Source organism: Asticcacaulis solisilvae, assembly GCF_052327315.1.
In the GTDB taxonomy this organism is placed as follows: Bacteria; Pseudomonadota; Alphaproteobacteria; order Caulobacterales; family Caulobacteraceae; genus Asticcacaulis; species Asticcacaulis solisilvae_B.
In genome coordinates, this window is sequence record NZ_CP166196.1 from 2431915 (window position 1) to 2456372 (window position 24458).

At 63.4% G+C, this 24458-nt stretch carries 25 protein-coding genes; 21 read left to right on the forward strand and 4 right to left on the reverse strand.

The window, feature by feature from the left end; all coding sequences use genetic code 11:
* Nucleotides 1-15 precede the first annotated feature (15 nt).
* Nucleotides 16-987, reverse strand: a complete 972-nt coding sequence (locus AB8717_RS11510; RefSeq protein WP_443747477.1) for a hypothetical protein — start codon at nt 985-987, stop codon at nt 16-18.
* A 180-nt stretch (nt 988-1167) separates the two neighbouring features.
* Here AB8717_RS11510 and AB8717_RS11515 point away from each other — a divergent pair, with 180 nt between their 5' ends.
* From AB8717_RS11515 to AB8717_RS11530, 4 genes are all read left to right on the forward strand, one after another.
* The gene (locus AB8717_RS11515; protein WP_443747478.1) at nt 1168-2496 is read left to right on the forward strand and encodes a hypothetical protein; all 1329 of its coding nucleotides are present in this window, start codon (nt 1168-1170) and stop codon (nt 2494-2496) included.
* Nucleotides 2497-2578: 82 nt separating this feature from the next.
* Nucleotides 2579-3181, forward strand: a complete 603-nt coding sequence (locus tag AB8717_RS11520; RefSeq protein WP_443747479.1) for a hypothetical protein — start codon at nt 2579-2581, stop codon at nt 3179-3181.
* Between the two features lie 14 nt (nt 3182-3195).
* On the forward strand, nt 3196-3333 hold the full coding sequence (locus AB8717_RS11525; RefSeq protein WP_443747480.1) for a hypothetical protein: 138 nt from the start codon (nt 3196-3198) through the stop codon (nt 3331-3333).
* Between the two features lie 60 nt (nt 3334-3393).
* Nucleotides 3394-4587, forward strand: coding sequence for a DUF418 domain-containing protein (locus AB8717_RS11530; RefSeq protein WP_443747481.1), 1194 nt, complete (start codon nt 3394-3396; stop codon nt 4585-4587).
* Nucleotides 4588-4590: 3 nt separating this feature from the next.
* On the opposite strand, the gene AB8717_RS11535 is transcribed toward AB8717_RS11530, so the two are convergent.
* Genes AB8717_RS11535 through AB8717_RS11545 form a run of 3 tightly spaced genes read right to left on the reverse strand, consistent with a single transcriptional unit; the run spans nt 4591 to nt 5678 of the window.
* Entirely contained in the window at nt 4591-5193 is a 603-nt protein-coding gene (locus AB8717_RS11535) for a TMEM175 family protein (protein WP_443747482.1), read from the reverse strand.
* Nucleotides 5190-5417, reverse strand: coding sequence for a DUF2842 domain-containing protein (locus AB8717_RS11540; RefSeq protein WP_443747483.1), 228 nt, complete (start codon nt 5415-5417; stop codon nt 5190-5192). Before AB8717_RS11540 ends, AB8717_RS11535 begins: the two co-directional genes overlap by 4 nt.
* 3 nt (nt 5418-5420) lie before the next feature.
* On the reverse strand, nt 5421-5678 hold the full coding sequence (locus tag AB8717_RS11545; protein WP_443747484.1) for a GlsB/YeaQ/YmgE family stress response membrane protein: 258 nt from the start codon (nt 5676-5678) through the stop codon (nt 5421-5423).
* A 158-nt stretch (nt 5679-5836) separates the two neighbouring features.
* Between AB8717_RS11545 and AB8717_RS11550 the strand changes: the two genes are divergently transcribed.
* The 17 genes from AB8717_RS11550 (at nt 5837) to AB8717_RS11630 (ending at nt 24450) form a co-directional block, all read left to right on the forward strand.
* Complete coding sequence (locus AB8717_RS11550) at nt 5837-6955, forward strand: COX15/CtaA family protein (RefSeq protein WP_443747485.1); 1119 nt, start codon at nt 5837-5839, stop codon at nt 6953-6955.
* Between the two features lie 158 nt (nt 6956-7113).
* Nucleotides 7114-7590: a 50S ribosomal protein L13 gene (gene rplM / locus AB8717_RS11555; protein ID WP_443747486.1), complete on the forward strand. Its 477-nt coding sequence runs from the start codon at nt 7114-7116 to the stop codon at nt 7588-7590.
* Nucleotides 7591-7592: 2 nt separating this feature from the next.
* Nucleotides 7593-8090, forward strand: coding sequence for a 30S ribosomal protein S9 (gene rpsI, locus AB8717_RS11560; protein ID WP_443747487.1), 498 nt, complete (start codon nt 7593-7595; stop codon nt 8088-8090).
* A 150-nt stretch (nt 8091-8240) separates the two neighbouring features.
* Nucleotides 8241-9173 carry an N-acetyl-gamma-glutamyl-phosphate reductase gene (argC, locus tag AB8717_RS11565; RefSeq protein ID WP_443747488.1) on the forward strand — a complete coding sequence of 311 codons (933 nt, stop codon included), beginning with the start codon at nt 8241-8243 and terminating at the stop codon, nt 9171-9173.
* A 104-nt stretch (nt 9174-9277) separates the two neighbouring features.
* Nucleotides 9278-9541, forward strand: a complete 264-nt coding sequence (locus AB8717_RS11570) for a DUF1467 family protein (RefSeq protein WP_443747489.1) — start codon at nt 9278-9280, stop codon at nt 9539-9541.
* Between the two features lie 106 nt (nt 9542-9647).
* A complete protein-coding gene (gene proS, locus AB8717_RS11575; RefSeq protein WP_443747490.1) occupies nt 9648-10964 on the forward strand; it encodes a proline--tRNA ligase in 1317 nt (438 codons plus the stop codon).
* Nucleotide 10965: 1 nt separating this feature from the next.
* Nucleotides 10966-12258, forward strand: coding sequence for a lipoprotein-releasing ABC transporter permease subunit (locus tag AB8717_RS11580; protein ID WP_443747491.1), 1293 nt, complete (start codon nt 10966-10968; stop codon nt 12256-12258).
* Nucleotides 12251-12952 (forward strand): ABC transporter ATP-binding protein, encoded by a 702-nt coding sequence (locus AB8717_RS11585; protein ID WP_443747492.1) that lies wholly within the window; start codon nt 12251-12253, stop codon nt 12950-12952. The genes AB8717_RS11580 and AB8717_RS11585 overlap by 8 nt, the downstream gene beginning before the upstream one ends.
* Before the next feature lie 327 nt (nt 12953-13279).
* Nucleotides 13280-16711 carry a DNA polymerase III subunit alpha gene (gene dnaE, locus AB8717_RS11590; protein ID WP_443747493.1) on the forward strand — a complete coding sequence of 1144 codons (3432 nt, stop codon included), beginning with the start codon at nt 13280-13282 and terminating at the stop codon, nt 16709-16711.
* Between the two features lie 253 nt (nt 16712-16964).
* Entirely contained in the window at nt 16965-17738 is a 774-nt protein-coding gene (rpsB, locus tag AB8717_RS11595; RefSeq protein ID WP_443747494.1) for a 30S ribosomal protein S2, read from the forward strand.
* A gap of 138 nt (nt 17739-17876) precedes the next feature.
* On the forward strand, nt 17877-18791 hold the full coding sequence (gene tsf, locus AB8717_RS11600; protein ID WP_443747495.1) for a translation elongation factor Ts: 915 nt from the start codon (nt 17877-17879) through the stop codon (nt 18789-18791).
* Between the two features lie 152 nt (nt 18792-18943).
* On the forward strand, nt 18944-19669 hold the full coding sequence (gene pyrH / locus AB8717_RS11605) for a UMP kinase (protein WP_443747496.1): 726 nt from the start codon (nt 18944-18946) through the stop codon (nt 19667-19669).
* 22 nt (nt 19670-19691) lie between these two features.
* Nucleotides 19692-20246 (forward strand): ribosome recycling factor, encoded by a 555-nt coding sequence (gene frr / locus AB8717_RS11610; protein WP_443747497.1) that lies wholly within the window; start codon nt 19692-19694, stop codon nt 20244-20246.
* A gap of 189 nt (nt 20247-20435) precedes the next feature.
* Nucleotides 20436-21131 carry a polyprenyl diphosphate synthase gene (uppS, locus tag AB8717_RS11615; protein WP_443750879.1) on the forward strand — a complete coding sequence of 232 codons (696 nt, stop codon included), beginning with the start codon at nt 20436-20438 and terminating at the stop codon, nt 21129-21131.
* Nucleotides 21112-22023: a phosphatidate cytidylyltransferase gene (locus AB8717_RS11620; RefSeq protein ID WP_443747498.1), complete on the forward strand. Its 912-nt coding sequence runs from the start codon at nt 21112-21114 to the stop codon at nt 22021-22023. The genes uppS and AB8717_RS11620 overlap by 20 nt, the downstream gene beginning before the upstream one ends.
* On the forward strand, nt 22020-23231 hold the full coding sequence (dxr, locus tag AB8717_RS11625) for a 1-deoxy-D-xylulose-5-phosphate reductoisomerase (RefSeq protein WP_443747499.1): 1212 nt from the start codon (nt 22020-22022) through the stop codon (nt 23229-23231). The genes AB8717_RS11620 and dxr overlap by 4 nt, the downstream gene beginning before the upstream one ends.
* A 37-nt stretch (nt 23232-23268) precedes the next feature.
* Complete coding sequence (locus AB8717_RS11630) at nt 23269-24450, forward strand: M50 family metallopeptidase (protein ID WP_443747500.1); 1182 nt, start codon at nt 23269-23271, stop codon at nt 24448-24450.
* The last annotated feature ends 8 nt before the right edge of the window (nt 24451-24458 follow it).

The following is a 24458-nucleotide window of genomic DNA, read 5'->3' on the forward strand; positions in this document are numbered from 1 at the left end:
CGCGGTCAGCTAACCCTACTTCTTCGCCGCTGCCGCCTTCATCTGGTCGAGTTGGTCCAGCAGCTTGGCGACCTCGTCCGTGTAATGATACTTCTGCGCGACGCCCAGCGAATCGATCGCCGGATCGAGCGCGCCCATCATCAGCAGGGCGACGCCGCGGCCTTCGAACATCTTGGCGCGCTCTTCATCAGTGAGATCGTAGGTCGTCCCCAATACGCCGTCGATGAAGCTCAGCGCCTGCGCCCCCTGGTGAAGCTGGAATAGCGCCGCCACATATTCCTGTTGCAGCATGTGCTGGTGCGGAAACATGGCCAGGCCCTTGCCATAGGCCGCAGCCGCACCGTCGAAGTCGCCCAGTTCGTACTTCGTCCAGCCGACGGCATAGGCCAGGGCCTGCTGATTGAGGTCCGGCTGCTTGACGATCGGCAGGTTGGCGGGGAAGCCTCCACCCGCATTGTACTGCCGCGCCAGGTTCAGTTCGAAGAACTGGTAGCTGGTGTAGGCGTTGATATGGTTGCCGTCGCAGACTTCGGCCTTCATTTCATAGGGCAGGATGTCGTCCAGCTGCTTTTGCATGGTCGGCAGCAGCACCTGCAGCGACGCCTTGTCGCCCGCGGCCATGCCCTTGAACGCCGCCGCCAGCGAAGCCGTCAGCGACTGCGACTGCGCGAAATAGGCCTCGCAGACGCCGGCGGTGGTCGCCACCACGTCCTGCCCCTTGTCCTCGGCGGCCCGATGGGCGCCGTCGACCGGGAAATCCATGGCCGTTGCGTCGGATGCCGAGGCCAGGCCGTCGATCGCCTTCAGCGGCGCCGCGACGGCGCCATGGCCGCCCAGGGCGTCCTCGAAAGCGGGCACGAAGCTGTGCGGCTGGGCCGTGACCGGCACGGGCCCGGCGTTGGCGACGACATCCTGCGCCGCGAAAGCCGGAACGGCCGCCAGCAGGCCGATGACCGCGACAATAGCGGCGGAAGAAACGGACGACATGATATTCCCCCAGATGAATCTCGTTAACCTTTGCACTCAACCACGGATCGGGCAGGGCGGCAACCTCGGGACGCTCAGTGACGGCGGACATGTGCCCAAAAGGTCTCAGGCAGAAATACCGGTTCAATAATGCCACGCCACATGCTACGCCTCAGCCCAGGGCTATTTCGGGGGAAATCCATGCACGTTTTTAAATCGCGTCTGTCCGTCCACGTCATGTGCGCGGCCGCTGCCGTCATGACGCTTGCCGCGCCGGCCATGTCCCAGGCTGCCGACGTGATTGGCATGGGCAACATGACCAAGGGCTATACATATTACAATCTGCCGGGTACGAGCGCCACCGACCATACGGACGCGGTCAAGGCCTGCGCGGCCGAGGCTTATAAGGTCCGCTCCCGCGATGCGGAAATTCAGTATGGCCAGACCTACATCTACACGTACGTCGACCCCAAAGGCTTTACCATGCGGGGCGAGACAGCGAATATTGTCGGCGGCGTGATCGGCAATATCATCGTCGCCCAAATGGTCGCCGGCTGGAGCCGTGGCGTCTACGCGGCGGCCTTCGAAAACTGCATGGTCGTCCGCGGCTGGCGTGTTGTTCGACTGCCGCAAGACGAGGGCCTGAGCCTGGCGCAATTGGCCCCTGCAGACCTGGCGGTTCACCTTGCGCCGTGGACAGGGGCCGACCAGCCGCATGGCGAAATCGTCCGCACTTTCAAGAACGACGCGGCTTCGGCAAGCACCCGTTACCTCTACTTCCGCCCTGCGCACAATAATGATGGTCTGTTAAGCCTGACGGCCGTCACCGGCACCTCACTCGACAAGGTCGATATGTCGCTGGAAGCGCGACCGACCGCCATCCAGATCGACAAGAAGTGGCCCCAAAAAGGCCTGACGCCCGATCAGATCGCCACGACCCTGCCCGAGGCCGGCGTCATTGTCATGCGGGTCACGGGCACCAGCAACAATAACGGCGTCCGTCTGACCCTGGCGCGCATGGGAACGGACCCGAACGTCCGGCCGGCGCTCGATGACCACATGCCCGACCTCATAACCGTCGGCCAGCTCAAGGATGCGGGCAGGGACGGGTCGTTCGCCGCTTTTGCCGTGCCCCCCGGCCGCTGGCGCATCGCCGCGGTCGCCGGCATGGTGGCCGATATCGGCTTCTGCATGGGCTCGCCGTCCTTCCCTGTAGAGGCCGGCCAGGTCGTGTATGCCGGCAGCTTCGACCTGTCGGCCGCCGATCTCGGCCCCGACCTGTCGCTGGAGGCGCCGAAAGCATGGCTGGCGGGCAAGTCGGCAGCCGACACCATCCGCCCGGCCGTCTATATGAACGGCAGCCAGGCCGCATGCGGCTATAACGGCATCTACGCCCTTGAATTGAAGGGCGTGCCCAATGATCCGGACTACCATTGGGGCAGCGCCGCCGCTGTTGCCCACCCGGCGGCGCCTGAAGCGGTACCTGCGACAAACACCCCGACCTCGGCTACGGATGCGCCGAAGCCGTAGACTGCGCACGATGCCAGCTTATAAAACTGCGCATGGCACAGACGGCTGTGCTATGATTGCCGGACGAGTGGGAGGGATGGACATGCGCGCGATTCTGACGGCCTTGGGACTTATGGCTTTTGCCGGAAGCGCGCTGGCGGCCGGACCGCGCTTTTCGCCGCCGTCGCCGCTGATCGATGCGGACGCAGCCAAGCCCGGCCAGACCGCCTTCGCCAGAACCTTCAGTATCGGCACCTGGTCCGGTCAGTTCGAGCAGACGCGCCTGACGGATGTCCAGAAGCGCTTCGGCGGCCAGATCGAGCGCGAAGGCGATGCCGGCAGCGCGATGCAGTGGCTGTGCTACGACCTACCGGCGCAACATCAGCGCGTCTGGCTGAGCTCCTATGAGATCAATGGCGGCGCGGTGGCCGACGTCACCATGTGGGGCGTGGCCGCGCCCGCCAATTCCCCGTCGTGCGCGCCGCTCAAGGATACCGTGTCCGTCGACGGTTTCATGGCCCTCGGCGCAGCCCAGACCGACATTACCGGGCGCCTGGGCGCGCCCGGCCTGCAAGCGGCCAACTGGTCCGCCTGGCGCCGCGAAGCCAAACTCAGCGGCAACTGCACCGAAGAAGACACGCTCACGGTGCGGACCGACAAGGGCAAGGTCGTGTATATAAGCGCCTACAGAACCAGCTCTTGCTGAGCGGCGCAAACGCTATGACGATCTTCTGGTCCATCGCCTTGGTCTTCGTCATCGGCGGCGCCATCGCCTGCTTCGTTTCGATCTTCATAACCGGCTATAAATCGCCACCGGACGATCCGCCGCCGGACCTCCCCAGCGACTACACCCCGTAATTGACAGCCTTGTCATTTGCCCTTAGCGTGAAAGTAATCACACTAAAGCGAGGCAGGGGAATGACACAGCCGGCAGTGCGCTTCACGGAGCGTATGGAAGTCGTCGACGTCCTGCGCGGCTATGCCATCATGGGGCTGTTCATGGCCCATGCCGTCGAGTTTTTCGGGCTGTACTGGTCGCACCCGACGCCCAGCGTGGTCCACGACGTCGTGTTCGGCCTGTTCGAAGGCAAGTCGTTCTCGTTGCTGGCCCTGTGTTTCGGCCTCAGCTTCTTCATCATCATGGACCGCGCCAGCCGGCGCGGCATCGACTTTTCAGCGCGCTTCGTCTGGCGGCTGTTCATCCTGTTCGCCTTCGGCTGGCTTTACGGTCTGATCTATAACGGCGAAGTCCTGCAACTGCTGGCGCCGCTGGGCCTGATCCTCGTTCCGCTCGATCGCATCAGGAACAACACCATCCTCGCCGTGTGCGGCGTCGTCTGCCTGTTACAGCCGCAGATGCTGTGGCGAAGCTTCCAGGCGTCGCAGGGCGCCGAGTGGGCCAACCGGCCGCCGCACTATTACACCGCCGGCCACAACGATGTGTACATCCACGGCACCTTCCTTGAGATGATCCGGCTCAACATGTTCGAGGGCCAGAAGGTCAAGTGGTGGTACTACATCGAGTCCGGCCGCATGATGCAGATCGTCGGGCTGTACATGGTCGGCCTCGTCCTCGGCCGCATCGGCTTCTTTGCCCGCCCCGAAGCCTTCACGACCGCGCGCCGTATCACCCTGGCCATAGCGGCGATCGTCGGGCTGACGCTGCACTTCGCCCATCCGGCGCTGACCGGCCTTATCCCGCACCAGCCCAACCAGTACGCGGCGCCTGGCGTCTTCGGCGATGTCCTCGACAGCCTGGTCAACCTGTCGCAGATGGTCTTCGCCGTCATGCTGATGGTCGAGCTTTATCTCGGCATCGGCCGGCCGGTCCTGCGTCTGCTGGCGCCCGCCGGACGCATGACGCTGACCCTCTACATCATGCAGGGCGTGGTCTTCGTACCGCTCTATTACGGCTTCGGGCTGGGCTGGCACGCCAAACTCACCCAGATCCAGGCCCTGGGCCTGGGCATTGCCTTTTTCGCCGTTCAGCTCGTCTTCGCGCACCTGTGGTTCCGCGTCTTCGTCTACGGGCCGCTGGAATGGATCTGGCGGGCGGCGACCTACCTGACGGTGAAGGTGCCGTTCCTCAGGCGCGCAGAAACCCCGGCCTGACGTTCAGGTCCGCTCTATGCGCCGGTCCGGCACCAGCCAGACCAGGGCCACCGTGACATAACAGGCCAGCCCCGCCAGCGGCTGCCAGAAGGAGAGGGCGATCCCCAGGGCATAGATGACCAGGGAGACAATCCCCTTGACGTCGCCGCCGATCGCCCGGCCCAGTTCGCTGTCGCGGCCGTTGACCGCGATCAGCCGCCGCACCAGGATGGTATAGGCGATCGCCGGCATGAACAGCGACGCGCCGTAGACAGCCACCGGCCAGGTGGCGAAATGGCTTTCCCCCATCCAGCGCGTGGTGAAGGGCACCAGGGACAGCCAGAACAGCAGGTGCAAATTGGCCCACATCACGCCGCCGCTGACTCGGTGGGCGGCGTGCAGCATGTGGTGATGGTTGTTCCAGTAGATGCCGACATAGACAAAGCTCAGGACATACATCGAGAATGTCGGCCAAAGCGTTGAAAGCGCTTGCAGATCGAAGCCTTCGGGCGTCTTCAGTTCCAGCACCATGATGGTGATGATAATGGCGATGACGCCGTCGCTGAAGGCCTCGATGCGGCCCTTGCCCAGCGGCTTCGGCGTGGTATCGGGGCTGCGGTCGCTCATTTCCTGCGCCGGTAGGCTTCGGACCACGAGATCAGCGGGATGACCGGCACGCCCCACAGCGTCCCCGCCAGGGCGTAGAACAGAAGCTGGATCAGCGGATTGCCAGGCAGGTGACGGCCGATGTCGCTGGCCACCATGATGTAGACGATGACGAAGACCAGGATGCCGGCGCAGGCGATGGCGCGGCGGACGGGCAGACTCAGGCCTTTACGCGGGGCGTCCATGACTCAGCGGCGCTCGAATCGGCGCGTCAGGTGGAAGAGCAGCAAAAGCACGCTCGAACCGGCCAGCGACACCCACAGCACCGAGAAAAAGCGGTTGTCGATCTTCTCGGCCGAGCGCAGGAAAAAGTTCAGCAGAATGGCGCCGAAGATGCCGACGAACAGGTTGATAGGAAAGCTGAAACGGCTTTTGGACATCAGGTTGGCGATCCAGCCGGCGATCAGGCCGGCCACGATGGCCAGGATGTAGTTTTCCGCAGTCATTCTGCTTTGCCTCGTCTTTTTGTTCGTGCCGGCTTGAAATCGCCAGGGCTGTATGGGCAACATCGCCCCGGTCGCGCACCGCCGTTTTCATCAAACCTATCGTTTCCCGGCGAAGACGGCAAGCCGCAGACAGGGCTTTCGTATCAAGAGGCGTCATAGTGCGGTCCCCCTTCAAGTCATCCAACTCCGCCATCGCCCAGGCCGGGCGCAAGCACCGCCGCACCGCGCGGCTGCCGCTGCGCTCGCCGACCGTCGCCGCCTGGCTGTTCGCCGCGGTCTTCACCATCCTGGTCCTGCTGGTCGTCGGCGGCGCCACGCGCCTGACGACGTCCGGCCTGTCGATCACCGAATGGAAGCCCATCTCGGGCATCATCCCGCCGGGCTCCGACGCCGCCTGGGCCATGGAATTCGCCAACTACAAGAAGATCCCGCAATACACCCAGCTCAATCCGCATATGACGGTCGCGCAGTTCAAGAGCATCTACTGGTGGGAATGGTCGCACCGGCTGATCGCGCGCCTGCTGGGCGTCGTCTACCTGCTGCCCTTCGTCTTTTTCTGGCTGATGTCGGAAATCCCGGCGCGCATCTTCTGGCGCAGCTGGGTGGCCATCGGCCTTGTCGCCTTCCAGGGCCTGGTCGGCTGGCTGATGGTGGCGTCCGGCCTGTCCAAGCGCGTCTTCGTGGCGCCGGAAATGCTGATGTTCCACCTCGGCATGGCCTTCCTGCTACTCGGCTGGACCCTGTGGACGGGCCTCGAGGCGGGCGAGGGCGAGGCGAGGCACCGCGGCGCTCCGTTCAAATGGCGCCTGGCGGCCGGCATCATCGCCGGTCTTGTCTACCTGCAATGCCTGCTGGGCGCGCTGGTCGCCGGCAACCAGGCGGGCCTGGTCTATAACGACTGGCCGATGATGAACGGCAGCTTCGTGCCCTATACCGACTGGGGCCAAGGTATCGGCATGGTGCTGTTCCACGATCAGGGCGTCGTGCAGTTCATGCACCGCATGAACGCTTACCTCCTGTGGACGCTGGCCGTCTTCTTTGCCTTCCTGGTGTCGCGCCGCGCCCAGGACAGCGGCCTGCAACTGCTGGCCTGGGCCGTGGCGGGCACGGCGACGCTTCAAGCCACGCTGGGTATCGCGACCCTGTATACGCAGGTGAACTTCTGGCTGGCCCTGGCGCACCAGTTGACGGCGGGGTTGCTGCTGACGCTCAGCCTGATCCTGGCCTGGAGCATATTCCGTGCCGAACGCGCCTTCCGCCGCAGCGGATTTTCATAAGGTAATTTAATACCTATTAAAAATTCTCGAACAAAATCAGATAGATTTAGGGAATTTTGCGAAAAATAATGCGTTGACAGGAAAAGGGTGTTCCCGTATACGACGCGCCTCTTCGCCGCACAGGCTTTGTGTCCGTGCGACCCAAAAGGATTTTTCTTATGTTGACGTCCACAACCGCGGCCCGCAAGCCCGCCGATGTCGAGAAGAAGTGGATCGTGATCGACGCCGAGGACGCCGTTGTCGGCCGTCTCGCCGCTTTCATCGCCATGCGTCTTCGCGGCAAGCACAAGCCCGACTATACGCCGAACGTAGACACCGGCGAAAATGTCATCATCATCAATGCCGACAAGGTGCACTTCACCGGCAAGAAGCTGACGGACAAGGTGTTCCACTGGCACACCGGCCACCCCGGCGGCGTCAAGACCCGCACCATGGGCCAACTGCTCGGCGGCCGTTACCCCGAGCGCGTGCTGACCAAGGCGGTCGAGCGCATGCTGCCCAAGGAAAGCCCGCTGGCCCGCAAGCAGATGACGCAACTGCGCATCTATGCCGGCGCCACCCATCCCCACGAAGCCCAGAACCCGGAAGTCGTCGACTTCAAGGCCCTGAGCCGCAAGAACGTCCGGAGCGTCTGATAATGGCCGAAGTTCAAGAACAAACCGCCCCGGCCCAAGGCCTCGACGCCCTGGCTGCCCTGTCGTCCAACCCGGTCGCCGCTCCGGTCGAGCGCGTCCAGCAACTGGACAAGTACGGCCGCGCCTATGCCACCGGCAAGCGCAAGAACGCCGTCGCCCGCGTCTGGATCAAGCCGGGCTCCGGCAAGTGGATCATCAACGGCCGCGAACAGGAAGTCTACTTCGCCCGTCCGGTCCTGCGCATGATGATCGCCCAGCCGCTGAACCTGACCGACCGCGCGTCGCAATTCGACGTCATCGTTTCGGTCCACGGTTCGGGTCTGTCGGGCCAGGCCGGCGCCATCCGCCACGGCCTGTCGAAGGCCCTGACCTATTTCGAACCGGGCCTGCGCCCGACGCTGAAGGCCGCCGGCTTCCTGACCCGCGACTCGCGCGTCGTCGAGCGTAAGAAGTACGGCCGCGCCAAGGCTCGCCGTTCGTTCCAGTTCTCGAAGCGTTAATCGCAGCGCAATTCGTTGCATTAAAAGGCGCTTCGGTTTCCGAAGCGCCTTTTTTATTGGCTTCTCCTCCCTATGCGAAGCATGGGGAGGGGGACCGCGAAGCGGTGGAGGGGTCTTCACCGTAGAAATTCTTGCCCGCAGGAGCCCACCATGCCCCACAAAATCTTCATCGACGGCGAAGCCGGCACGACGGGCCTGCAAATCCGCGAGCGCCTGCAAAAGCGCGACGACATCCAGCTGATCCAGTTGTCCGACGCCAACCGCAAGGACACGAACGCCCGCAAGGATGCGATCAATTCGGCGGACGCTGTCATCCTGTGCCTGCCGGACGACGCCGCGCGCGAAGCCGCCGCCCTGTGCGAAAATCCCGACACCTGCATCATCGATGCCTCGACCGCGTTCCGCGTGGCCGAAGGCTGGACCTACGGCTTCCCGGAAATGACGGACGGCCAGCGCGAAGCCATTGCCGCATCGAAACGCATTACCAATCCCGGCTGTCACGCCACGGGCTTCATCGCGCTTGTCCGGCCGCTGGCCGAACTCGGCATCATCCCACCGTTTTTCCCGATCACCGCGACCTCGCTGTCGGGCTATACCGGCGGCGGCAAGTCGATGATCGCCGAGTTTGAAAGCGGGCAGGGCCATGAGCGCGTCTACGCAACCGCGCTGGCGCACAAGCACCTGCCGGAAATGCAGCTCTATTCGGGCCTTGAAAACCCGCCGATCTTCTCGCCGACCGTGGCGAAGTTCCCACAAGGCCTGATCGTCGAAGTGCCGCTGCACCTGTGGGCGCTGCCGGACGAGCCGGACGTGGAGGCGATCCGTAGCCTGCTCCAGGCCCACTATGCCGATGAACGCTTCGTGCGCGTCGCCACGGCCGAGGAATCGGCTGCCGCCAAGGCGGTCGATGCCGACCAGTTCCGCGACACCAACCAGCTTCTGATCCACGTTTTCGGCGACGACGACATGCAGACGGCCAACCTGGTCGCGGTCTTCGACAACCTGGGCAAGGGCGCGTCGGGCGCGGCTGTACAAAACCTCAATCTGGTATTAGGGGTGGATGAAAGCCTCGGCCTGATCTGAGGCTGTTTTTCAGCTCAAGCGCCGCATGGCTCCTCACACAAGCTCGGGCGCGCAGTCGCGCTTGCCAACGGCGATAGAGCGCCGTTGGAAAGGGAACCGTCACGATGTTCACCAAAATCATCTCCTGGCTTGCCATCTACCTGATGATCTGGTGGGTCACCTTCTTCGCCGTGTTGCCGATCGGCGGCAATGTCAGCCAGCACGAGGCCGGGATCACGCCTGGAAAGGGTGAAGATCCCGGAGCGCCGGCCGTGCATAATCTCGGCAAGAAGGTCAGGCTGAATACGCTGGTGGCGCTGGTCATATGGCTGATCGCGGTGATCGTGATCAACGTCGTTCACATTCCGTTGCCGCAAATTCCGGTCTGAACCGGAACCGGCTGACATTTCGCCCTATTTTTGTCGCTTCGGCGCTTCACACCGGCGGTCCGCCTTATTAGGCTGCGCCGACTTTTCTAATTGACGGATTCTCCCCATGCGCCTGTCGCGCTACTTCCTGCCGCTGCTCAAAGAAAACCCTTCCGAAGCCCAGATCGTTTCGCACCGCCTGATGCTCCGCTGCGGCATGATCCGCCAGGAGGCCGCCGGCATCTATGCCTGGCTGCCGCTGGGCCTGCGCGTCCTGCGCAAGGTCGAGCGCATCGTCGAGGAAGAAATGCTGAAGGCCGGCGCCGTCCAGCTGCTTATGCCGACCCTGCAACTGGCCGACCTGTGGCGCGAAAGCGGCCGATACGACGACTACGGCCAGGAGATGCTGCGCATCAAGGACCGCCACGAGCGCGACCTGCTGTACGGGCCCACGGCCGAGGAAATGGTCACCGACATCTTCCGCGCCAGCGTCCGCTCATACAAGGACCTGCCGCTCAACCTCTACCAGATCTCGTGGAAGTTCCGCGACGAGCAGCGCCCGCGCTTCGGCGTCATGCGCGGCCGCGAATTCCTGATGAAGGACGCCTACAGCTTCGATATCGACGAACCGTCGGCACGCCAGGCCTATAACCGCATGTTCGTGGCCTATCTCAACACCTTCTCGCGCATGGGCCTGAAGGCCGTGCCGATGCGCGCCGACACCGGCCCGATCGGCGGCGACCTGTCGCACGAATTCATCATCCTGGCCGATACGGGCGAAAGCGCTGTCTTCTGCCACAAGGACCTGGTCGACATGCCGGCGCCCGGCGACGACGTCGACTGGGACAACCTGCAAGGCCATGTCGACCAGCGCACCGCGCTCTACGCCGCCACCGAGGAAATGCACGACGAAGCCGCGTTCAACGCCGTGCCGTCGGACAAGCAATTGTCCGCGCGGGGCATCGAGGTCGGCCATATCTTCTATTTCGGCGAAAAATATTCCAAGCCGATGAAGGCTGCCGTGTCCGGCCCCGACGGCAAGGACATCAACGTCCACATGGGCAGCTACGGCATCGGCGTGTCGCGCCTGCTGGGCGCCATCATCGAAGCCAGCCACGACGACAACGGCATCATCTGGCCGGAAAGCGTCGCGCCGTTCGATGTCGCCGTGATCAGCCTCCGCGCCGGCGACGAAGCCGTCGACGCGGCGTGCGAACAGGCCTACAAGGCCCTGCAAAAGGCCGGTGTCGATGTGCTTTATAACGACAGCGACGACCGTCCGGGCGCCAAGTTCGCCTCCATGGACCTGATCGGCATCCCGAAACAGCTGATCATCGGCCCCAAGGGCCTGGCCGAAGGCAATGTCGAACTGAAAGACCGCGCCACCGGCGAACGCCAGGTCCTGCCGCTCGAAGCCGCGCTGGCGCAACTGACGAAAGCATAAGATGGACTGGCTGCGCACGCTGTTCGGGTTCAAGGGCTGGGAAGTCAGCCTGGCCATGCGCTACCTGCGCACGCGGCGCAAGGATGGCGGCATCGCCGTCATCGCCATCATTTCCTATGTCGGCATCACGCTCGCGGTCACCGCGCTGATCTCGACCCTGTCGATCATGAACGGCTTCCAGACCGAGATGGTGACGCGGCTGCTGGCCTTCGGCGGCGACGCGGTCATCTACGGCCGGCCGCTCAACGATTTCGCGCACCGCGACCAGATGCTTGACCGCGTCCGCGCGGTGCCGGGCGTCACCCAGGTCACGCCCTACCTGACCGCCGCCGCGCTTATCCAGAGCGGCACCGGCGACATCGACGGCGCCTATGTGCGCGGCGTCTCTCCGGACTCGCTTCGCAACACCCCGATCATCGCGAAAACGATCGAAAAGGGTGGTTCCCTCGACAGCTTCGGCCAGGGCGATTACGGCGGCGACGGCATTGCGGTCGGCGACGGCCTGGCGACGCGCCTGGGGCTCAATGCCGGTGACAGCGTGACCCTGGTGTCGTCCGGCGGCTCGACAGCCTTCGGCTCGACACCACGCCGCAAGAGCTACACCATCATCGGCATCTTCCATTCGGGCGTCAGCGATTTCGACAAGGCGACCATCTACATGCCGATTCAACAGGCCCAGCTCTTCTTCGACCGCGAGGACGAATGGGACATGGTCGAGGTCAAGGTAAAGCCCGAACTGGCCTACGACATCGCGCAGATGCGCCAGCCCATCGTTCATGCCGCAGGGGAGGGCGCCATGTACCAGGACTGGACCGAGCAGTTCTCGTCACTGTGGGGCGCGCTCAAGGTCGAACGCGTCGCCATGCGCTTCATCCTGTTCTTCATCGTGATCATCGCCGCGCTCAACATCATCTCGGGCGTCGTCATGCTGGTGAAGAACAAGACCCGCGACATCGCCATCCTCAGGACCATGGGCGCCGACCGCTCGTCAGTGTCGCGCATCTTCTTCCTGACGGGCAGCTCGATCGGCGCGGCGGGAACCTTGTCGGGGCTGGTGCTGGGCGCGCTGTTCTGCACCTATATCAAGCAGATCCAGCAAGTTCTGGAATGGGTCTTCCATACCAAGCTGTTCCCGCCCGATATCTATTATCTCGACCACGTGCCGGCCCGGATGGAGCCGGGCGAGGTCGCCTTCGTGGTCATCGGCTCACTGCTGGCCGCCTGCATCTCGACGCTCTTCCCGTCGCTGTGGGCCGCCAAGCTCGAGCCCGTGGAGGCGCTTCGATATGAATAAGCCGGTCCTCAGTTTACGTGACCTGCATCGCGATTACGCGCTGGGCGACGGTAAGTCGCTGGCCGTGTTGAAAGGTGCCAACCTTGATATCGGCTCGGGTGAATTCGTCGGTCTTGTCGGGCCGTCGGGCTCGGGCAAGTCGTCGCTGCTCCATGCCGTGGGCTTGCTCGAAGCAGCGCCCAATGCAGGCCTCGTCATCGACGGTGAGGACTTCGCCCGTGCCGACGAACGCCGCCGCACCCGCGCGCGCCTGGAAAAGATCGGTTTCGTCTACCAGTTCCACCATCTGCTGCCGGAATATACGGCGCTGGGCAATGTCGCCCTGCCGATGCGCATTCTTGGCCGGTCGCAAAAAGACGCGGAGGCGAGGGCGCGCGACCTGTTGACGGAACTGGGCCTGGCCGAACGTCTCGACCACCAGCCGGCCCAACTGTCGGGCGGCGAACAGCAGCGCGTGGCCATCGCCCGGGCTCTGGCCAACAGGCCGCGCCTGCTCCTGGCCGACGAACCGACCGGCAATCTCGATCCGGCGACCTCCAGGGCCGTGTTCGATGCCTTGAAAGCGACCGTGAAGGCCGAAGGCGTAGGGGCGCTGATCGCCACGCACAACCTGGACCTGGCCCGGCATATGGACCGTGTGGTCAAACTGGAGAACGGAGTGCTTGTACCGTTCGTTCCTGAAGCAGCCCAATAAGTCGCTGATTCAAAATACATTTCTCATTTTGTTCTCATAGTTCACAGAATCCCCTTGCGGTGAGAACAAACAGCGAATATAGAACATAACGTGAATTGCTCACAGGCGAACAGAACGCTTCGCCAATGACGCTGCAAAATCAGGAGTGTGGAAAAATGGTCGCGACCCTGCATCACGTGTTGTCTTTCACCGCGGTTGCCGCTTTTGTCTTCGTTGTGTGTCACGCGGTGTCGATGGTCTGATTCCATCACGCTTATTTTTGTCGCGCAATTTGTCCGAAAAGTGCGTCACACTTTGTCGGATTGCGCTTAAGGTCGGAGGGCTGTCATGAGTGGAGACTTTATCCATCTCAGGGTCCGTTCGGCCTATTCGCTGCTCGAAGGCGCCATCAAGGCGTCGGACGCAGCCAAGCTGGCGGCCAAGAACGGCATGCCGGCCGTCGCCATCACCGACCGCTGTAACTTCTACGGCGCCCTCGAATTTTCGCAGTACTGCAAGGACGCCGGCGTCCAGCCCCTCATTGCCTGCGCCCTCCCGGTCAAGGGGATCGGCGGAACCCCGCCGGAACGCTGGGCGCGCATCCCGACCATTGTCGTCTATGTGCAGAACGAGCAGGGCTATCTCAACGCCACCAAGCTGTCCTCGATCGCCTTCGTCGATAATGACGGCTTCACCGAACCGCACGTCACCTGGGAGCAGGTGTGCGCACACAGCGAGGGCCTGATCCTGCTGTCGGGCGGTTTCGACGGTCCCGTGGACGTCTCCTTCCGCCAGAACAAGCCCGATGAGGCCAATGCGGCGCTGAAGATGATGCAGGACGCCTTCGCAGACCGCTTCTATATCGAACTGCAACGCCACGACGGCAGCCCGAACGGCGGCATCAAGGGCAGCGCGACCGAAGCCGGTCTTGTCGCATACGCCTACGCCAACGACGTGCCTCTGGTCGCCACCAACGACGCCTTCTTCGCCACGCCGGATCTCTACAAGGCGCACGAGGCGCTGCTCTGCATTTCGGACAGCACCTTCCTGGGCGTCGAGGACCGGCGCCGCGTCACGCCCGAACACTGGTTCAAGCCGGCGGACAAGATGCGCGCGCTGTTCGCCGACCTGCCGGAAGCGTGCGACAACACGATCGAAATCGCCAAACGCTGCGCCTTCCTGGTCGCCAAACGCGATCCCATCTTGCCGCGCTTCGATACGGGGCAGGGCCGCAACGAAGACGAGGAACTGGCCTTCCAGGCGCGCGAGGGCCTGAAGGAACGCCTGAAGCAGGTCAAGCTGGCCGTGCCGGAGGAAGACTACTGGGCGCGTCTCGACCGCGAGGTCGGCGTCATCCAGAAGATGGGTTTCCCGGGTTACTTCCTGATCGTTGCGGACTTCATCAAGTGGGGCAAGTCGCACGGCGTGCCTGTCGGGCCGGGCCGGGGGTCCGGCGCCGGCTCGCTGGTCGCCTGGGCGCTGACCATCACCGACCTCGACCCCTTGCGCTTCGGTCTGCTGTTCGAACGCTTTCTCAATCCCGAGCGGGTTTCGATGCCCGACTTCGACGTCGACTTCTGCCAGGAGCGCCGCGAAGAGGTCATCACCTACGTCCAGGACAAGTACGGCCGCGACCGCGTGGCACAGATCATCACCTTCGGTACCCTGCAGGCGCGCGCCGTGTTGCGCGACACCGGCCGGGTGATGCAACTGCCGCTGGGCCAGGTCGACCGCCTGTGCAAGATGGTGCCGAACAACCCGGCCAATCCGACGACGCTGGCCCAGGCGATCGAGATCGAGCCACGCCTCAAGCAGGCGCGCGACGAGGAAGACACCGTCCGCAACCTTCTCGATACGGCGCTGCGCCTCGAAGGCCTGTTCCGCAACGCCTCGACCCACGCCGCCGGCATTGTTATCGGCGACCGGCCGTTGACCGAACTGGTGCCGCTGTACCGCGATCCACGCTCCGACATCCCTGCCACCCAGTTCAACATGAAGTGGGTCGAAAGCGCCGGCCTGGTCAAGTTCGACTTCCTGGGCCTCAAGACCCTGACCGTGCTCGACCGCGCGCAGAAATACCTGAAGAAGCGCGGCATCGACATCAACTATTCGACGCTGGCGCTCGACGACAAGGCAACCTACGAGCTCCTGGCGTCGGGCCAGTCGATCGGCGTGTTCCAGCTTGAAAGCCAGGGCATGCGCGACACCCTGCGCAAGATGCGCTGCGGCTCGCTGGAAGAGATCACCGCCCTGATCTCGCTCTACCGTCCGGGCCCCATGGACAATATCGACACCTATGTCGACCGCAAGTTCGGCCGCATAGAGATCGACATGCTGCACCCGACGCTCGAGCCGGTGCTGAAGGAAACCTACGGCGTTATCATCTACCAGGAACAGGTGATGCAGATCGCCCAGGTCCTGTCGGGCTACAGCCTCGGCGAAGCCGACCTGCTGCGCCGCGCCATGGGCAAGAAGAAGAAAGAGGAAATGGACCTGCAGAAGGTCCGCTTCATCTCGGGCGCCAAGGAGAAGGGCGTCGATGAAAAGCAGGCCGACGAAATCTTCGAACTGGTGAACAAGTTCGCCGGCTACGGTTTCAACAAGTCGCACGCCGCCGCCTACGCCTTCATTTCGTACCAGACGGGCTATCTCAAGGCCAACCATCCGGTCGAGTTCTTCGCCGCGACCATGAGCCTCGATATCACCAATACCGACAAGCTGGCGGTCTTCTACCAGGACGCCCGCCGCTTCGGCATCACCATCGTCCCGCCCGATATCAACCGCTCCATGGCCGATTTCGACGTCGAAAACGGCGAAATCCTCTATGCGCTGGGCGCCATCCGCAATGTCGGCTTCGAAGCCATGCTCAGCGTCGTCCAGACGCGTGAGGAGGGCGGCCGTTTCACCGATATCTTCGACTTCCTTGAGCGCATCGATCCCAAGGCGGTCAACAAACGCGCCATCGAAAACCTGGCCAAGGCCGGCGCCTTCGATTCGATCCATCCCAACCGCGCCCAGATCGTCAAATGCGCCGACCAGTACATCGCCTATGCCCAGAGCATGGCGGCCGAGCGCGCCTCGTCGCAGGTCAGCCTGTTCGGCTCCAGCCAGGCGTCGCGGCCGCGCATCGTCAATGTCCAGGCGACGTCCGGGCCTGAGCGCCTCGACGAGGAACTGGCGGCGATCGGCTTTTACCTGTCGGGCCACCCGCTCCAGGATATGCTCGACGTCTTCAAGCGCCGCAACGTCACACTTTACGCCGAAGCGCTGGCCCTGGCGCAGGAAGGCCGCGAAGCCTTCCGTATGGCCGGCGTGGTGCGTCGCCGCCAGGAACGCGCCGCGGCGGGTTCCGGTGAAAAGTTCGCTTTCGTCACCCTGTCGGACCCGACCGGCGAATACGAGGTTCTGTTCCCGCCCGAATCGCTGCGCAAGAACCGCGACCATCTCGAGCCTGGCGGCTCTATCGTGCTCAAGGTGCGCTCGAAGGGCAGGGACGGCGAGGTGCGCTTCTTCGGCGACGACGCCATGCCCATGGCCAATTCGCTCAATACGTCCGACATGGGCCTGCGCGTGCACCTGGGCCAGGTCGTCGACCTGGCCCAGCTTCGCACCTATCTCGAAGAGTCGAAGTCGCCGCAGGGCGGTGAGATCAGCCTGTTCGGCGAGGTCGGCGCAGAGGGCGAGATCGAGCTCAAGCTGCCGCAGCGTTACCGTCTCGACGCACAACTGCGCGGGCGGCTGAAAAGCATGCCGGGCGTCCTGTACTTCGAGGATGTCTGATAGCATTTTTCAGCTCAACGCCGCGTGGTTCCCATCGCCACCGCGCTTCAAATCGTTTCAATCCCTCCATTTTTTGTACTGTTGAGGGTTGCTTTTTCCCAGATTTGTGACTAGGTGCGCGTCATCTCACACGCAGACGTACGCCGCTCCTTGCCTTGCCAATCCCGGCAGCCCGGGAGGGACGTTCCGAGGCGGTACAGTTCGTATCGCTTTTTAGTCTGCGGAGGATTATCGGAAGAAGGAAGATCTATCCATGGCTATGCCTGACGTCTCTATGCGCCTCCTGCTCGAAGCCGGCGCTCACTTCGGTCACCAGACGCACCGCTGGAACCCGAAAATGGAACGCTACCTGTTCGGTTCGCGCTCCAACATCCACATCATCGACCTGTCGCAGTCGCTGCCGCTGTTCCACCAGGCCCTGCTGAAGGCGCGCGAAGTCGCCGCCGCCGGTGGCCGCGTCCTGTTCGTCGGCACCAAGCGCCAGGCCCAGGCCCCGATCGCAACGGCCGCCAAGCGTTCGGCCCAGTACTATGTCAACCACCGCTGGCTCGGCGGCACGCTGACCAACTGGCGCACCATTTCGGGTTCGATCGCGCGTCTGCGTGAACTGGAGCAGGTGCTCGACACCAACCCGGCCGGCCGCTCCAAGAAGGAACTGCTGACCCTGACGCGCGAGCGTGAAAAGCTGGAACTGAGCCTCGGCGGCATCAAGGACATGGGCGGCGTGCCCGACCTGATGTTCGTGATCGACACCAACAAGGAATCGATCGCCATCCAGGAAGCCCGCAAGCTGAACATCCCGGTCATCGGCATCCTCGACTCGAACTCGGATCCCGACGGCATCACCTATCCGGTCCCGGGTAACGACGACGCGGCCCGCGCGCTGCAACTGTACTGCGACCTGCTGGCCGACGCGATCCTCGACGGTCTGGCCGCCGGCCAGGTCGCCTCGGGCGTCGACCTCGGCGCCGCCGTCGCTCCGGTCGAGCCGGCCCTGGCCGCCGAAGACCCTTCGGCCGAAGGCTAACCTTATCGGTGGCCTTGGTTTTCAAGGCACCACAAACCATTTAACAGCTTAAAGCCGGAAGGCTTTAAGCTGTTGCTGAATTGACATGGACTCCCGCTACGACGCGGGTATCCGAAATTTCCGATCCAGGAGGATTTTATGGCTGAGATCACTGCCGCCCTCGTCAAGGACCTGCGCGAAAAGTCCGGCGTGGGCATGATGGACTGCAAGAAGGCCCTGACCGAAAACAACGGCGACATCGACGCCGCCATGGACTGGCTGCGCACCAAGGGCCTGTCCAAGGCCGCCAAGAAGGCCGACCGTATCGCCGCCGAAGGCCTGGTGGTCGTCGCGACCCGCGTCGATGGCGCGGGCATGACCGCCGCTGCCGTCGAAGTGAACGCCGAAACCGACTTCGTCGCCCGTAACGACCTGTTCCAGGCCCTGGCCCGCAACGCCGGCCAGGCCGCCCTGTCGAACGAAACGGTCGAAGGCGTCACCGCCGCCGTCCAGGACGAGCTGACCAACCTGGTCGCCACCATCGGTGAAAACATGGTCGTGCGCCGCATGGCCCGTCACTCGGTGTCGCAAGGCGTCGTCGCCACCTACATCCACAACGCGGTTGCGCCCGACCTCGGCCGCATCGCCGTGCTGGTCGCCATCGAATCGGCCGGCGATCCGGACGCGCTGAAGGACGTGGGCCGCAAGGTCGCCATGCACGTGGCCGCCACCCAGCCGCTGTCGCTGTCGACCGACGATCTCGACCCGGCCGCGGTCGAGCGCGAAAAGGCGATCTTCACCGAACAGGCCCTGGAATCGGGCAAGCCCGCCCAGGTCGTCGAAAAGATGGTCGAAGGCCGTATCCGCAAGTTCTTCGAAGAAGTCGTGCTGCTTAAGCAAGCCTTCGTCATGAACCCCGACCAGACGATCGAACAACTGATCGCCGACACCGCCAAGACGCTCGGCACCCCCGTCGCGATCAAGGCTTTCACCCGCCTGGCGCTGGGTGAAGGCGTCGAAAAGAAGCAGGACGACTTCGCCGCCGAAGTCGCCTCGATGACCGGCGCGGTTTAAGCACACCGTTACCTCGGAATTGGAGAGCGCGGTCCGCATGGGCCGCGCTCTTTTCATATCCAACGGGCAATTCGCGCGAACCCCTTGCTTATAACGAACACCCGAACTATTCAGGGCGCGACTTTTCATCATTTATATTTCCGGAGATTCTCATGACCTCGACGTCCGAGCTGAAATACAAACGTATCCTGCTCAAGGTGTCGGGCGAGGTCCTGATGGGAGACCAGGGCTTCGGCATCGACATGAAGACCGTCCAGGCGGTCGCCGAGGAAATCGCCGAAGTCGCGCGCACGGGCGTCGAGCTGTGCCTGGTCATCGGCGGCGGCAACATCTTCCGCGGCCTGTCCAAGGCCGCTGCCGGCATGGAACGGTCCTCCGCCGACTATATGGGCATGCTGGCGACCGTCATGAACGCCCTGGCCATGCAAAACGCCCTTGAGCAACTCGGCATCGACACCCGCGTGCAGTCGGCCATCCAGATGAACGCGGTCTGCGAGCCCTTCATCCGCCGCCGCGCCATCCGCCACCTCGAAAAGGGCCGCGTCGTGATCTTCGCCGCCGGCACCGGCGCGCCGTACTTCACGACGGACACCGCCGCCGCCCTGCGCGCCGCCGAAATGGACTGCGACGCCCTGTTCAAGGGCACGTCGGTCGACGGCGTCTATTCCGCCGACCCCAAGAAGGACAAGTCGGCCCAGCGCTACGACAGCCTGAACTACATGGATGTTCTGTCGCGCGACCTCAAGGTCATGGACGCTTCGGCCGTGTCGCTGATGCGCGAGAACGACATCCCGATCGTCGTCTTCTCGATCCGCACCGAGGGTGAACTGGACAAGGTCATCCACGGCGGCGGCACCCACACCGTCATCTCCAACTAAAGAACAGAAGCGAGAAACAGCCATGAAGCCCGATCTCAATCGCTACAAGGACCGCATGGACAAGGCCGTATCGGCCCTGAAAGAGGAATTCGGCAGCCTGCGCACCGGCCGCGCCTCGGCGTCGTTGCTCGACCAGGTCGTGGTCGACGCCTACGGCTCGTCGATGCAACTGACGGCCTGCGCCGCCGTCTCGGTGCCAGAGCCGCGCATGATCAGCGTCAGCGTGTGGGACAAGGGCCTGGTGGTCTCGGTCGAAAAGGCCATCCGCAACGCCGGCCTCGGTCTCAATCCGATCACCGACGGCCAGACCCTGCGCATCCCGATCCCGCCGCTGACCGAAGAGCGCCGCAAGGAACTGGCCAAGATCGCCGGCAAGTATGCCGAAACCCAGCGCATCGCCGTGCGCAACGTCCGCCGCGACGCCAATGACGACCTTAAAAAGGCCGAAAAGGCGTCCGACATCAGCCAGGACGAGGAAAAGAAGGGGCAGACCGAAATCCAGAATTTCACCGACGCGGCGATCAAGCGCATCGACGAAATGCTGAAAACCAAGGAAGTCGAAATCATGCAGGTGTAAACCTGCCCTTGATTTTTTCCACCCATCTATAGGGCAGGGCCGCAACCTGATCTAGGATGGCCCCCGTCCTTCAGTTGTGTTCGACCCGAAAGCCCGCTCATGCCCCTTGGCACGCCGCCCGCAACCCCGCCAAAGCCCGAACCCGGGCAACCGTGTGCGGACGGCAAGCCCCTGCATGTCGCCATCATCATGGATGGCAACGGCCGTTGGGCCAAAGGAAAAGGGCAGGTCCGGACGCTGGGCCACCGCGCCGGCGTCGAGGCGCTGAAACGCACCATTACCGCCGCCGTCGACCTCGGCGTCACGCACATGACGGTGTTTGCGTTCTCGACCGAGAACTGGCGCCGTCCGGCCCAGGAGGTCAGCGACCTGATGGGCCTCCTGCGCGCCTTCATCAAGGCCGACCTCGAGCGCCTGCGCCGTGAAGGCGTCTGCGTACGCATCATCGGCCAGCGCGAAGGCCTGCCGCCCGACATCGTCACCATGGTCGACGACGCCCGCGCCCGGACGAAAGACAATTCGCGTTTCTTCCTGCAGGTCGCGCTCAACTACGGCGCCCAGGCTGACATCGTCGAGGCGGCGAAGCGCCTGGCGGAAGAGGCGAGGGCGGGCACGCTCGATCCGGCCGCCATCACGCCCGACCTGCTCGAATCGCGCCTGTCGACCCACGACCTGCCACCGCTCGACCTGCTTATCCGCACCAGCGGCGAGCACCGCCTGTCGAACTTCCTGCTGTGGGAAGCGGCCTATGCCGAATTCGTCTTCCAGGACATCCTGTGGCCCGACTACGGCCGCGACGCGCTGAAGGCCGCGCTCGACATCTTTGCCCGCCGCAGCCGGCGCTATGGTGGACTGGAGGCGGACCATGCCGTCCAATCCGCGTAAGACGCGGACGGCCGAGGCCCGGACTGAAACGTCTCAGCCGGCGGCAGCCGCCCGGCCCAAAGGCAATGCCAGGCTCCAGGAACTGTTGATCCGCATCGCGTCGGCCATCGTGCTGATTCCGGTCGTGCTTATCGTCATCGCCATGCCGCTCGACTGGATGCCGTTCTCGCGGCCCTGGCCGTTCCTGGTCATGCTCAGCATCGGCGTGGCGCTCCTGTGCATCGAATGGGGCCTGATGTCGGCGCCGGCGACGTCGGGGCGCATGGCCATCGCTGTCGGGGCCGCAACGCTCAGCGGCGTCTTCGTCGCCTATATGAGCCATCCCGTCCTGGCCTTCCTGATCCTGATCTTCGGTGCCCTGTGCGCCGGCCTCTATGCCTACCGCCTGAAAAGCAACTGGCTCGATGCCGCCTACGGTGCCCTCTATATCGGCGTGCCGGCCATCGTGCTGATCTGGCTGCGCGACACCCACAACGGCCGCGACTGGGTCTTCTTCGCCTTCCTGATTGCCTGGGCCTCGGACAGCGCCGCCTATATCGTCGGCAAACTGGTCGGCGGGCCCAAGCTGTGGCGGCGCTATTCGCCCAACAAGACTTGGTCGGGCTTCGCCGGCGGCATGATCGCCGGCATGCTGACGGCCGCAACGCTTGCCGACGTAACGCATTTGCTTTCCCACGATACCTCTGCCATCGTGGTCGGGTTGATCGTGGCCCTGTCGACCATGGCCGGCGACCTGTGGGAATCGGCGTTGAAACGGCGCTTCGGCGTCAAGGATTCCGGCTCGCTCATCCCCGGCCACGGCGGCCTGATGGACCGCGTCGACGGGCTGATGTTCGCCATCCTGGCGCTGGGCATCGTCCGGATGCTTATCTTCCTGGGGACGGAAATATGAGACGTATCTCCATTCTCGGATCGACAGGCTCGATCGGGGTATCCACGCTCAGACTGCTCGAAGAGACCGGCCGGCCAGGCGAAGACTACGTTATCGAAGCCCTGGTCGGCGGCCGCAATGTCGAGTTGCTGGCCGAACAGGCGCTGAAATTCCGCCCAGCCATGACCGTGCTGGCCGACGTCACCCAGTGGCAGGCCTTCCGCGACCTGACCGGCAATTCGGGTCTTGCCATCGCCTGCGGCGACGAAGCGGTGATCGCGGCCGCCGCGCGCCCCGCCGACTGGGTGATGGCGGCCATCGTCGGGATTGCGGGCCTGAAACCCGTCTGGGCGGCGGCAGGGACGGGGGCGACGGTCGCCCTGGCCAACAAGGAAAGCCTGGTCTGCTGCGGCCGCGCCCTGATCGACCGGGCGGTGGAGAGCGGCGGGCGAATCCTGCCGGTCGATTCCGAGCACAATGCCATTTTCCAGGTCCTGGACGCCCGCCAGGCCGACAAGGTTTCAAAGCTGACACTGACGGCGTCGGGCGGTCCTTTCCATGGGCGCACGCGCGACGCGTTGAAGGGCGTGACGGTCGAACAGGCGCTGAAGCATCCCAACTGGGCCATGGGCGCCAAGATCACCATCGATTCCGCGACCCTGGCCAACAAGGGCCTGGAACTGATCGAAGCCAGCTATCTGTTTGATATGCCTTCGGAAAAAATCGACGTTGTGGTCCACCCGCAGTCGGTGATCCACTCCCTGGTCGAATATGCCGACGGCTCCAGCCTGGCGCAGTTGGGCACGCCCGACATGCGCGTGCCGATATCCTATTGCCTAGGTTTTCCCGATCGCGTGGCGTGGAATGCGCCCAGGCTCGACCTTGTCGCCAAGGGCAGCATGACCTTTCACGCGCCGGACCTGGAAGCCTTTCCGATGCTCAGGCTGGCCAGGCAGGCGCTGGAGGCGGGCAACGGCCTGCCGATCGTCTTCAACGCCGCCAACGAGGTCTGCGTCCAGGCTTTCCTGGATCGCCGCATCGGCTTTTTACAAATCGCCGAATATGTAGAAACTGCCATGATGCGGGCTCAATTACCGTCTAAGCCTTCCCCGCTTCACGCAAGTCGTGATAGTAGGGAAGACCTGCATATGGTTCTGGCGCTCGAAACCGATTCTGCCGTCCGGACCCTGATGCAAGACCTTTTCACCACGACCCGCGTCGGTGCATAAGGGAACCATAAGGACTTAGGGAAAGGGAGACCGGCTTTTGCTGCATTTTCTGGCGGGCGTTTTACCGATCCTGCTGATCATCTCGGTGATCGTGACCTTCCATGAGTATGGTCACTACAGTGTCGCACGCCTGTTTAAAACGCGCATCGAGCGGTTTTCCGTCGGCTTCGGCAAGCCGCTGCTGTCGGTACGGGACAAGCGCGGCGTCGAATGGTGCCTCAGCGCGCTTCCCCTGGGCGGCTACGTCAAGTTCGCCGGCGACGAAAACATCGCCTCCATGTCGCCCTCGGCCGAAGAACTGGACGCTGCCCGTGAATCGATCACGGCGCGCGAAGGGGCTGCGGCCGTCAAGGACTATTTCCATTTCAAGCCCCTGTGGCAGCGTTTCCTGATTATCCTGGCCGGGCCGATGTTCAACTTCGTGCTGGCCATTCTGATCTACACCGTCATGGGCATGGCCGTGGGCGAAGCCTACGCGCCAGCCGACATCGCCAAGGTTCAGGCCGGCGGCCCCGCAGCCACCGCGGGCTTTCAGCCGGGCGACCATATCGTCAGCGTCGACGGGCATTCGGTGCACAGCTTCGACGACGTCGCCGAACTGGTCATGCTGCGCGCCGATACACGCACCCCGTTCGTCATCGAGCGCAAGGGCCAGCGCCTGACGCTGTACGCCACGCCGGTGCGCAGGATCATGGTTTCGCAGGACGGCTCCAAGGTCGAGGTCGGCCAGATCGGCCTGCAGCGCACCGACCGGATCATCACGCGTTCGCTCAATCCGCTCGAAGCCCTGCAACAGGGCGTGCACAAGACCTGGCAGACGCTCGACGGCAGCGTGACCTATATTTCGCGTATCTTTACCGGCAAGGAAAATGGTTCGCAGATTTCCAGCATCGTCGGCATGACCAAGGTGACGGGCGACCTCACCGTGGCGGTTGCCACGGCCAAGGCGACGCCGATGCAGCAGGCGCGCGCCTATTTCTTCCTCTATCTCGAAATGACGGCCGTCATTTCCATCGGCGTCGGCTTCCTGAACCTGCTGCCGGTGCCGATCCTCGACGGCGGCCACCTGGCCTTCTACCTCTACCAGGGTGTGACCAAAAAGCCCGTTTCGGCAGGATTCCAGAATGTAGCCTTCCGCGTCGCCGTCGTCCTGATATTAGGATTGATGTTGTTCGCCTTCTGGAATGATATTAACAACCACTTCGGTTTGGGCCGGTGATCCGCTCC